Raw genomic sequence first — 9,757 nt, 5'->3', positions numbered from 1 at the left:
CGCAGTAAGCGGGCTGCCCCGCAGGGGCGAGCGAAGCGAGTCAATCCCCCCCTCACCGCCATATTTTAAGAAGAGCTCGTACGAAAGTACGGGCTCTTTTCGCATCTGGCCCCTGTAAACTTTCCCGGGGTCGGCATAAATGCCTCGCCCGGGCTACTCATCCCACAGGAAGCACCACCAGCCAGTAGCCCGGCCAAGCGCAGCGCCGCCGGGGAAATGCTGCAAAAGCAACAAAGCCCGGGATATCCCGGGCTTTGCACACTCACTAGCGTTTAGTAATAGGCTTTCAACGTTCGCTGGCAGAGCGTTGAACGCACGCAGTCATCGGTGGTAAAGCGTACGATGCCAATCATGTCGTCTTCTTCAAAACGCGACAACGCATCACTCAGACCCGATTTTACGCCAGAGGGCAAATCACACTGGGTAATATCGCCGTTGACGATAACCGTGACGTTCTCCCCGAGGCGGGTCAAAAACATCTTCATTTGCGCCGCGGTCACGTTCTGGGCCTCGTCCAGAATCACCACCGCGTTTTCAAAGGTGCGTCCGCGCATATAGGCGAACGGCGCGATTTCTACCTTGCCGATTTCCGGACGCAGGCAGTATTGCATAAAGGAAGCGCCCAACCGCTTCACCAGCACGTCATATACCGGTCGGAAATAGGGAGCGAATTTTTCGGCGATATCTCCCGGTAAGAAGCCGAGATCTTCGTCGGCCTGCAGAACGGGACGGGTAACAATAATTCTGTCCACATCCTTATGGATCAGGGCTTCAGCTGCTTTAGCCGCGCTGATCCAGGTCTTCCCGCACCCGGCTTCGCCGGTGGCGAAAATCAGCTGTTTATTGTCGATGGCATTCAAATAATGCGCCTGAGCTTCATTACGCGCTTCAATCGGCGAAAGATCGCGGCTATCCCGCGCCATGCCGATTGCTTCTACGCCACTCATTTGCACAAGCGATGTGACCGATTCTTCTTCACGTTGTTTATGGCTACGCGAATCCCGTCTCAGCACACGTTTTGCCTCACGACGAGCTTTGATCACTGCTTTTTGTCTTCCCATGGATAGCACCTTGCGTTGTTGGTTTACATCACGCGCGTCAAGAGCAACGCGATTATGCGCACGAACGATTGAGGTTTGGCTTCCTTGTAAGCCATTGCTTGCCGATTGAATGGACAACGAGTCGCGGCTACGCGCACCGCGTACCCTGCCAGAGTTAGCCTGATTAGTAGTGGAAGAGATTGGGGTTACAGAGTGAAAATCGCTGCCGGAAGCTGGGCCTCCGTGCTGGAAAGTACGGTATGTGGTTTTACGTTGTCCGCTACAGGACCTTACCATTCGCGATCTCCATAGTGAGCGACATCACTGCCGGGAACTACCGCGTATGTAATAAGTACATCAAAAATTATTCTTAATGCAACTTATTTTTTACATTGACGCAACAATGGTTTCTAAAATCATTGTAGAAAACTATCCGTCATTTGTATTACAGAAATATAACACATGGCAGGAAATATATTGAATCCGAGAAAAACAGCAGAAAACGCCCTGCCTTCGCCGGCAGGACGTCTATCAGGCTTGCAACAGCGATTGTCCAAGATAATGCTGGTTATTCATCACGCCGGGCAATACAAAGAAGTATCCGCCGCCAATCGGTTTAACGTACTCCTCCAGGGCCTCGCCGTTCAGCCGTTTCTGCACCGTCAGGAATCCCTTTTCCAGATCGTGCTGATAGCAGACGAACAACAACCCCATATCCAGTTGCCCCGAGTTGGTGACTCCCAACGAATAGCTGTAACCGCGGCGCATCATCAGGCTGGACTGCGTTTCCGGCGTACGCGGGTTCGCAAGGCGAATATGGCTATCAAGGGCAATCACTTCGCCGTTTGGATCGCGACTATAGTCCGGAACATCATGTTCATGCTGCATCCCTAACGGCGCGCCAGAATGTTTATCGCGGCCAAAAATAGTCTGCTGCTCTTTCAGCGGCGTACGATCCCAGAACTCAACGTGGAACTGAATGATACGCGCAGCCTGATAACTACCGCCGATCGCCCAGGCCGGTTCGCCCTGGTCGGCAGTAACCCACACCACATTATCCATTAGCGCTTTATCCTGGCTCGACGGATTAGCGGTACCGTCTTTAAAGCCCAGCAGGTTAATAGGCGTTTCTTTGCCTTTGCTACGGGCCGCGCTATCAGAAATAAACCCTTCCCGCTTCCAGCGCACGCTCAGCAGATCGGGCGTGTGCTTGATAATGTCACGCAGTGCGTGAATGACCGTATCCTGGGTATTGGCACAAATCTGCAGTAGCAGATCGCCATGGCACAGCGCGGCATCCAGCGAATCATTCGGGAAACGCGTCATTGCCTGCAGTTTTTTAGGCGCTTTATCCGCTAATCCAAAGCGCTCATCGAACAGCGAATGGCCGACCGAGACGGTGATAGTCAGGTTATCCGGCGCAATCCACGGCCCTAAAATCCCGGAATCCATCGGCGGCAATCGGGGATTCGGGGTATCCGGCGCCGGACCGCCTGTGGTTAAAAAGGCGATCCGCTGGGTCAACAAGCGGAACAGGCGTTCGAGGTCGGCTTTATCCGCCGCCAGCACATCAAACGCCACCAGCATCATCGAGGCCTGCTGCGGCGTCAGGATGCCCGCCTGATGCGGGCCATAAAATGGCTGTTTTTCCTGACGCGCATCCGGTGCAAGCGTACCGGGAGAGCTTTCCGCTTTCGCCGCCTGCGCCATCGGGCAGCCGCCGCTGATGGCCAGCGCGCCGCCAAGCACGCCGATCCCCTTCAGTAAGCGGCGACGTGACGGTTCATTCACGTCGCGTGATTTTTGTTGTGTCATCGAATTAATCCAGGCCCAAAATCCCACGCAGCTGTGCCAGATCTTCTGCCAGCGTCGTGATCGGCCCTTTCAGCGCATTACGGTCAGCGGTGGTGAGCTTGTCATAGGTCTCGAAACCGTCTTTCGTGCGATATTTAGCGAGGATGGCATCAACTTTTTTAAAGTTGGCGTCAACCTTAGCCAGCAGCGCGCTATTATCTTTTTGCAGCTGCGGGCGCAGCAGGTCAACGATTTTTTGCGCGCCGTCGATGTTAGCCTGGAAGTCCCACAGGTCGGTATGGCTGTAACGATCTTCTTCGCCGCTAATTTTGCTGGCCGCCACTTCTTCGATCAGCCCAGCCGCGCCGCCTACCACTTTCGACGGCGGGAAAGCCAGCTCGCTAATGCGTTTTTGCAGTTCCAGCACATCGCTGTTCAACTGTTCGGCATAGTTTTCCATTCCCTTCACGCTGTTATCGCCAAACAGCGCTTTTTCCAGGCGGTGGAAACCGGTGAATTTCGGATCCTCAGCTTTTTTCTCAAAATCATCTTCACGGGCGTCAATGCTGCCGTCGAGGTCAGAGAACAGCTCAGCAATCGGCTCGATGCGCTCGTAGTGCTGACGGGTCGGGGCGTACAGCGCCTTCGCTTTCTCGATATCACCGGCTTTTACGGCATCGGTAAAGGCTTTAGTGCCGCTAACCAGCTGCGCGGTTTCCGCGGTAACGTAAGCTTTATAGGCAGTAATCGCCTCGCCAAGACTCAGCACCGCATTGGCTTTTGCCGCATCTTTGCTGGTTTCACCGGTGACAATAAGCTTACCTTTCGGGTTAGTCAGCAGGCCGCAGGTCATATCGTATTCGCCCGGCTGCAGGTTGGCCGTCAATTTTTGCGTAAATCCTGGCGCGATGTTTTCACGCTCCTCGACCACCATCACTCCTTTCAGGATCTCCCACTCCAGCGCTTTTTGGCTGTGGTTCTGGATGATGAACTGGGTTTTACCCGCCTTCACCGTCACATTCATCGGTTCGCACTGCTTGTCGTTGACGGTGACCTTCACCTGCGGGATATCCGCAGCCTGAGCGTAAAATGCGGAACTAAACAGCGCGGCGACGGTTAACTGCAGCGCAGTACGGCGAAAATGAATTATCATGACCATCCCTTTCGAAAAGTATGTTGTAACTATATTAATCAGCGGCGCCTGAATTACGCGGCTCGCGATGCTGTCGTTTTGCTGCCCGGCGGCAAGGCAAAGCACACCAGCGCCGGGATCAAATAGAGGAGATAAACCGCCACTTCACTGACGGTTGGCGTCTCCTGATAACCAAAGATGCCTTCCAGCAACGTGCCGAACAGCGTATGCGTCGATACCACGTTGCTAAGATCAAAGGCGACGTTCTGGAAATAATTCCACAGCCCCGCCTCATGGAAAGCGCGAATCGCCCCGGCGGCCAGACCGGCCGCCACCAGCAGGATAAACAGACTGGTCCATTTGAAGAACACGCCGAGATTAAGGCGGATACCGCCCCAGTAAAGCAGGAAACCTAATACCACCGCCGTCGCCAGGCCGAGCATCGCCCCCAGCGGCGGCCAGATGCCGACATCCTGCTGGAATGCCGCCAGCAGGAAAAAGACCGACTCCAGGCCTTCGCGGGCAACCGCAAAAAACACCATCATCACCAGCGCCCAGCCGTGGTTATTCCCGCGCTGCAGCGCGTTATCTACCGCCTGTTCCAGCTGTTGTTTGACGTTGCGCGACACTTTACGCATCCAGAACACCATCCAGGTGAGGATAAATACCGCTATCACCGCCACGATGCCTTCAAACAGCTCCTGTTCGCGCTGCGGAAATTCTCCGGTGGTCTCGTTAATAAAAATCCCCAGCCCGAGACAGAGCGCCGCCGCGAGGAATACGCCAATCCACATGACGCCGATCCAGCTCCCGCGCTGGGTTCGTTTTAAATAGCTGGCAATCAGGCTGACAATCAGCGCGGCTTCCAGCCCTTCGCGTAACATGATGAGAAATGGAACAAACATGCCGAAACCCTTAAATGTGAACCGCAGTCAACGGATGCAAAGATAGGTAAATATTTCTGATAGTGATTATCATTACAACAATGAGAAACACAAGCGAAATGTTCAGGGAATGATGACTAGTTGTAAATTAATCGCTACAAAATAGTCACTTGCGAAAATATCTCACCAGCTAAGCATTAAAATGGCATATAGCATGATTTTTTATGTCGCATATTTACCGGGCTTAAGCGCTGTGGCTAAATGGCGGTCCTGATTTATCTGCGAAATAAATAACATGACTCAAATTTTGCACTTCCTGCTGGCGCTGGCGGTTATTCTTGGCCTTGCCTGGCTTGCCAGCTATGACCGACAAAAAATCCGCATTCGCTACATTCTGCAGTTAATTATTATTGAAATCGCCCTGGCTTTCTTTTTCCTTCACGCCGAAAGCGGTTTATGGGTAGTGAAAAATATCTCTGGCTTTTTTGCTTCGTTACTCGGGTTCGCCGCTGAAGGGACCAACTTCGTATTTGGCGGAATGGGTGAAAAAGGACTGGCCTTTATTTTCCTCGGCGTACTGTGTCCGATCGTCTTTATTTCCGCGCTGATAGGTATTCTGCAACACTGGCGTATTCTGCCGATCTTTATTCGTCTTATCGGCACCCTACTGTCGAAGGTGAACGGCATGGGCAAGCTGGAATCCTTCAACGCCGTCAGCTCGCTGATCCTCGGCCAGTCGGAAAACTTTATTGCTTACAAAGGCGTACTCGGGGACCTCTCTTCGCGTCGCCTGTTCACGATGGCAGCAACAGCCATGTCAACGGTATCACTGTCGATCGTCGGCGCGTATATGACCATGCTTGATGCGAAATACGTGGTGGCGGCGTTGATTCTTAATATGTTCAGCACCTTTATTGTGCTGTCGATTATTAATCCTACGCGCCCCGGTAGCGAAGCAGAAATAAAGCTTGAAAAGATGCATGAATCGCAGAGCTTCTTTGAAATGCTGGGCGAATATATCCTGGCAGGCTTTAAGGTGGCGATGATTATTCTGGCGATGCTAATCGGCTTTATCGCCCTGATTAGCGCCGTTAATGCGTTATTTGCGACCGTCTTCGGCCTAAGCTTCCAGCAAATCCTCGGTTACGTCTTTTATCCGCTGGCGTGGCTGGTGGGTATTCCTTTAAGCGACGCGTTAAATGCCGGGAGTATTATGGCTACCAAGCTGGTTGCCAATGAATTCGTGGCGATGATCGAGCTGCAGAAAATTGCCGCCAGCATGACGCCGCGCGGGCTAGGGATCCTTTCGGTGTTCCTCGTCTCGTTTGCCAACTTCGCCTCCATTGGCATCATTGCCGGGGCGATTAAAGGGCTTAACGAGCAACAAGGCAACACCGTTTCCCGCTTCGGCCTGCGTCTGGTCTATGGCGCGACGCTGGTGAGCCTGCTGTCAGCCAGTTTTGCCGGGCTGGTGCTGTAACTCGTCGGGCGGGGGCTCTCCCCGCCCTGTTCTTCAGAAATGTACACACACCGGCTGATCAACGCGCATAACGGACTCCTGGGCGAATCGCGCCTTATAAGTATTACGCAACGCTTCAATCCCCTCCTCGCTTTTCGCATCTTTGCTATGAATCAGCATGAGCGCCTTACTAGACTCGCGGGCGACTGCGCCATTGTTGCCTAACCACTGGCCGCGGGCGTCAACAACCGTCAGGCCATCGCGAAAACGCGGCGTCACATCGCGGTCGACAAACTGCTGCCACTCCTGGGCGGTAATATCTTTCCCCACTGGCCGGCTAAGGCCGAAATAAAGGGTGGTTTGCACCATCGCGTTGTCCGCCGGGCAGACGTTATTATCAACGCGCGCGGCGCTTTTCTCGGATGGCGCCACGCATCCTGTCAACAGTGCAGCAACGATCAGCGCCGCGGCGGCCTGGGGTAATTTCATTTGCTATCCTCATTGTTATTTGTACCCAGATATCAGCGTATTTTCAGTGAATTAGCAAGAGCGGCGCGAACATTACTCTCTGGCGATACGGCGTATTTTCTTTTGTTCTACACTGATAAACACAGCCTGGGCGAAATTCTTTTTTAAATTATTTCCTGCGTTTTTTATTTCAAAGACTTCTCTATAGTTGAGCGTTTTTAACTGGCCTGGCGGCCGCGTAAAATAACAACTGGAATAATTCATGATAGAAAATAATGAGTTAGCTAATATTGAGAAAAGAATTGTCACCCGCTTTCTCGATATGTTTATTAAGTTCGGCTTGATACTGGCGCTGGCCTCCTTCTGCTTTACCGTCTTCTCGCCGTTCCTGAACATGATGCTGTGGGCGCTGATTCTGGCCGTCACCCTCTATCCTTTACATCAACACATCGCGCGACGCATAGGCGGGCGGCAGGGGCTGGCATCGACCATATTAGTATTATTCGGCCTGCTGATTATCGTCATTCCGACCATTTTCATGGTGACCTCGCTTGGCGAAAGCGCCGGTAGCCTGATTGATAAAGTCAGCGGCAGCGATCTGACGCTGCCGCCGCCTTCGGCTAACGTCGCCTCTATTCCCCTTGTCGGCGGTAAGTTATATGCGTTCTGGCTGAAAGCCTCAGCGGACCTGCCTGCCGTACTGAGTAGCTATCACGCGCAAATTGGCGAGGCGGCAAAACTGGTGCTCGGTGTACTGGCAAGTATGGGCGGCGGGCTGCTGGGCTTTGTTCTCTCCTTTATTGTTGCCGGCGCCATCATGACCTGGGGCGCGGCGGGCGCCAACAGCGCCAAACGTATCGCCATCCGTATCACCGATGAAAATAAAGGTCTTGCCCTGAGTCGCCTGTGCACCGGCACCATTCGCGCCGTGGCGCAGGGGGTTATTGGCGTGGCGCTGATTCAGGCCTTGCTGACGGGAATTATCATTGCGTTGGCGGGGATCCCGGCCGCCGGCATCTTCTTCGTGCTGGCGCTGGTGCTCGGCATCGCGCAAATCCCGGTGATTCTGGTTACCGCCCCGGCGATTGCCATTATGTGGATGACCGGCGACCACGGCACCGCGGTGAATGTCGTGTTTACCGTCCTGCTGATTGTCGCCGGGATGGTCGATAACGTCCTCAAACCGCTGATGTTGGGCCGCGGCGTAGATGCGCCGATGCCGATCGTTCTGCTCGGCGCGTTGGGCGGCATGGCCACCGATGGCATTCTCGGGATGTTTATTGGCGCCACCCTGCTCTCCATCGGGTATCTGATCTTCATGAACTGGGTAAACGAAGGCGCGGCGAAGTAACCGCCTTGCCGCCAGTCGCTTTCAGCCGGGCCTTACAGGCGGCGAAAAAAAACGGCTCCCTGATGGGAGCCGTTGCGGTTTCTGATGCTCGCTACTTTTATTCAGCGGTAGCACGTACCGGCGGCGCGGAATGGTAATGCGCGTCCGCTTCGGCAAAACGCTGTTGCATCGCCGCCGATGGCGCTTTGCCCAGCAGGCTGAAGACCACAATCCCGATACTGCCGAACAGGAAGCCAGGGATGATTTCATACAGTCCCAGCCAGCCGAACTGTTTCCAGACGATAACCGTGACCGCGCCAATAATCATCCCGGCCAGCGCGCCGTTACGAGTCATACGCGACCACATCACCGAGAACAGCACCACCGGGCCAAATGCGGCGCCAAAGCCTGCCCATGCGTAGCTGACCAGCCCCAGTACGCGGTTTTCCGGGTTAGCGGCCAGCGCAATCGCAATCAGCGCTACCACCAGCACCATGAAGCGGCCGATCCAGACTAACTCTTTCTGACCGGCGTTTTTACGCAGGAAGGCTTTATACAGATCTTCGGTAATCGCGCTGGAGCAGACCAGCAGCTGGCAGCTCAGGGTCGACATAACCGCCGCCAGAATGGCCGACAGCAGGATCCCGGCAATCCACGGGTTAAACAGGATTTGCGCCAATTCGATAAATACCCGTTCGGCGTTCTGGTTAACCGCGCCCGCCAGGCTCGGGTTGTTATTAAAGTAGGCGATACCGAAGAAACCGACCGATACCGCGCCCGCCAGGCACAGGATCATCCAGGTCATACTAATACGACGCGCATGAACAATGCTGTGGTGAGAATCCGCCGCCATAAAGCGCGCCAGAATATGCGGCTGGCCGAAATAACCGAGACCCCAACCCATCAGCGAAATAATCGCCACGAAGTTCAGTCCCTTGAGCATGTCGATATTTTCGATGCTTTTTTGCTTAATCACTTCCAGCGAATCGCCGAAACCGCCGACCGAGATAATCACCATCACCGGCGTTAAAATCAGCGCGAAGATCATCAGGCTGGCCTGCACGGTATCGGTCCAGCTTACCGCCAGGAAACCGCCCACGAAGGTATAGATGATTGTCGCGGCGGCACCGGCCCACAGCGCGGTTTCATAGCTCATACCGAAGGTGCTTTCGAACAGACGCGCGCCGGCAACAATCCCGGAAGCACAATAAATAGTGAAGAACAGTAAGATAACCAGCGCGGAGATAATACGCAGCACACGGCTTTTATCTTCGAAGCGGCCGGTAAAATAGTCCGGCAGCGTCAGGGCGTTGTTGTTGACTTCGGTATGCACGCGCAGGCGCCCGGCCACCAGTTTCCAGTTAATCCACGCCCCCAGGGTCAGGCCGATGGCGATCCAGCTTTCGGAAATCCCGGAGAGAAAAATCGCCCCCGGTAACCCCATCAGCAGCCAGCCGCTCATATCCGATGCACCGGCAGAGAGCGCGGTCACAAATGGCCCAAGGCTGCGGCCGCCGAGAATATAATCGTCAAAGTTCTTGGTTGAGCGCCAGGCAATAAAACCTATCAGTACCATGCCAAAAATATAAACAATAAACGTCACCAACATGGGTGTGCTAATAGCCATGCAAATCTCCAGAATTTATTTCG

8 protein-coding genes are annotated in these 9,757 nt (G+C 54.0%); 2 read left to right on the top strand and 6 right to left on the bottom strand.

Annotated features, from left to right (window positions below; genetic code table 11):
* Positions 1 to 272: 272 nt before the first annotated feature.
* From phoH to efeU, 4 genes are all read right to left on the bottom strand, one after another.
* Positions 273 to 1,061 carry a phosphate starvation-inducible protein PhoH gene (gene phoH, locus PGQ95_RS23830; protein WP_015367231.1) on the bottom strand — a complete coding sequence of 263 codons (789 nt, stop codon included), beginning with the start codon at positions 1,059 to 1,061 and terminating at the stop codon, positions 273 to 275.
* Between the two features lie 510 nt (positions 1,062 to 1,571).
* The gene (gene efeB, locus PGQ95_RS23825; protein WP_430919578.1) at positions 1,572 to 2,855 is read right to left on the bottom strand and encodes an iron uptake transporter deferrochelatase/peroxidase subunit; all 1,284 of its coding nucleotides are present in this window, start codon (positions 2,853 to 2,855) and stop codon (positions 1,572 to 1,574) included.
* A gap of 4 nt (positions 2,856 to 2,859) precedes the next feature.
* Positions 2,860 to 3,987, bottom strand: a complete 1,128-nt coding sequence (efeO, locus tag PGQ95_RS23820; RefSeq protein ID WP_087858030.1) for an iron uptake system protein EfeO — start codon at positions 3,985 to 3,987, stop codon at positions 2,860 to 2,862.
* A gap of 53 nt (positions 3,988 to 4,040) precedes the next feature.
* Positions 4,041 to 4,871, bottom strand: coding sequence for an iron uptake transporter permease EfeU (gene efeU / locus PGQ95_RS23815; protein ID WP_047043553.1), 831 nt, complete (start codon positions 4,869 to 4,871; stop codon positions 4,041 to 4,043).
* Positions 4,872 to 5,145: 274 nt separating this feature from the next.
* Here efeU and PGQ95_RS23810 point away from each other — a divergent pair, with 274 nt between their 5' ends.
* On the top strand, positions 5,146 to 6,330 hold the full coding sequence (locus PGQ95_RS23810; protein ID WP_046883749.1) for a NupC/NupG family nucleoside CNT transporter: 1,185 nt from the start codon (positions 5,146 to 5,148) through the stop codon (positions 6,328 to 6,330).
* Positions 6,331 to 6,363: 33 nt separating this feature from the next.
* Here PGQ95_RS23810 and PGQ95_RS23805 read toward each other — a convergent pair whose 3' ends face one another.
* Positions 6,364 to 6,798: a DUF3574 domain-containing protein gene (locus PGQ95_RS23805; protein ID WP_430919575.1), complete on the bottom strand. Its 435-nt coding sequence runs from the start codon at positions 6,796 to 6,798 to the stop codon at positions 6,364 to 6,366.
* A gap of 241 nt (positions 6,799 to 7,039) precedes the next feature.
* Between PGQ95_RS23805 and PGQ95_RS23800 the strand changes: the two genes are divergently transcribed.
* Positions 7,040 to 8,128, top strand: coding sequence for an AI-2E family transporter (locus PGQ95_RS23800; protein ID WP_087858033.1), 1,089 nt, complete (start codon positions 7,040 to 7,042; stop codon positions 8,126 to 8,128).
* Positions 8,129 to 8,225: 97 nt separating this feature from the next.
* On the opposite strand, the gene putP is transcribed toward PGQ95_RS23800, so the two are convergent.
* Complete coding sequence (putP, locus tag PGQ95_RS23795) at positions 8,226 to 9,734, bottom strand: sodium/proline symporter PutP (RefSeq protein ID WP_045365591.1); 1,509 nt, start codon at positions 9,732 to 9,734, stop codon at positions 8,226 to 8,228.
* Positions 9,735 to 9,757 lie beyond the last annotated feature (23 nt).

The organism is Klebsiella sp. 141240 (assembly GCF_050600805.1).
GTDB lineage: Bacteria > Pseudomonadota > Gammaproteobacteria > Enterobacterales > Enterobacteriaceae > Klebsiella > Klebsiella aerogenes.
Note: the sequence above shows the minus strand (reverse complement) of the source record. Positions and strands in the feature narration are given on the sequence as shown.

Bases quoted from the DNA above. Each gene is read 5' to 3' on its own strand.
- putP (WP_045365591.1), bottom strand. From the start codon at position 9,734: ATGGCTATTAGCACACCCATGTTGGTGACGTTTATTGTTTATATTTTT.
- PGQ95_RS23800 (WP_087858033.1), top strand. From the start codon at position 7,040: ATGATAGAAAATAATGAGTTAGCTAATATTGAGAAAAGAATTGTCACC.
- PGQ95_RS23805 (WP_430919575.1), bottom strand. From the start codon at position 6,798: ATGAAATTACCCCAGGCCGCCGCGGCGCTGATCGTTGCTGCACTGTTG.
- efeO (WP_087858030.1), bottom strand. From the start codon at position 3,987: ATGATAATTCATTTTCGCCGTACTGCGCTGCAGTTAACCGTCGCCGCG.
- efeB (WP_430919578.1), bottom strand. From the start codon at position 2,855: ATGACACAACAAAAATCACGCGACGTGAATGAACCGTCACGTCGCCGC.
- phoH (WP_015367231.1), bottom strand. From the start codon at position 1,061: ATGGGAAGACAAAAAGCAGTGATCAAAGCTCGTCGTGAGGCAAAACGT.
- efeU (WP_047043553.1), bottom strand. From the start codon at position 4,871: ATGTTTGTTCCATTTCTCATCATGTTACGCGAAGGGCTGGAAGCCGCG.
- PGQ95_RS23810 (WP_046883749.1), top strand. From the start codon at position 5,146: ATGACTCAAATTTTGCACTTCCTGCTGGCGCTGGCGGTTATTCTTGGC.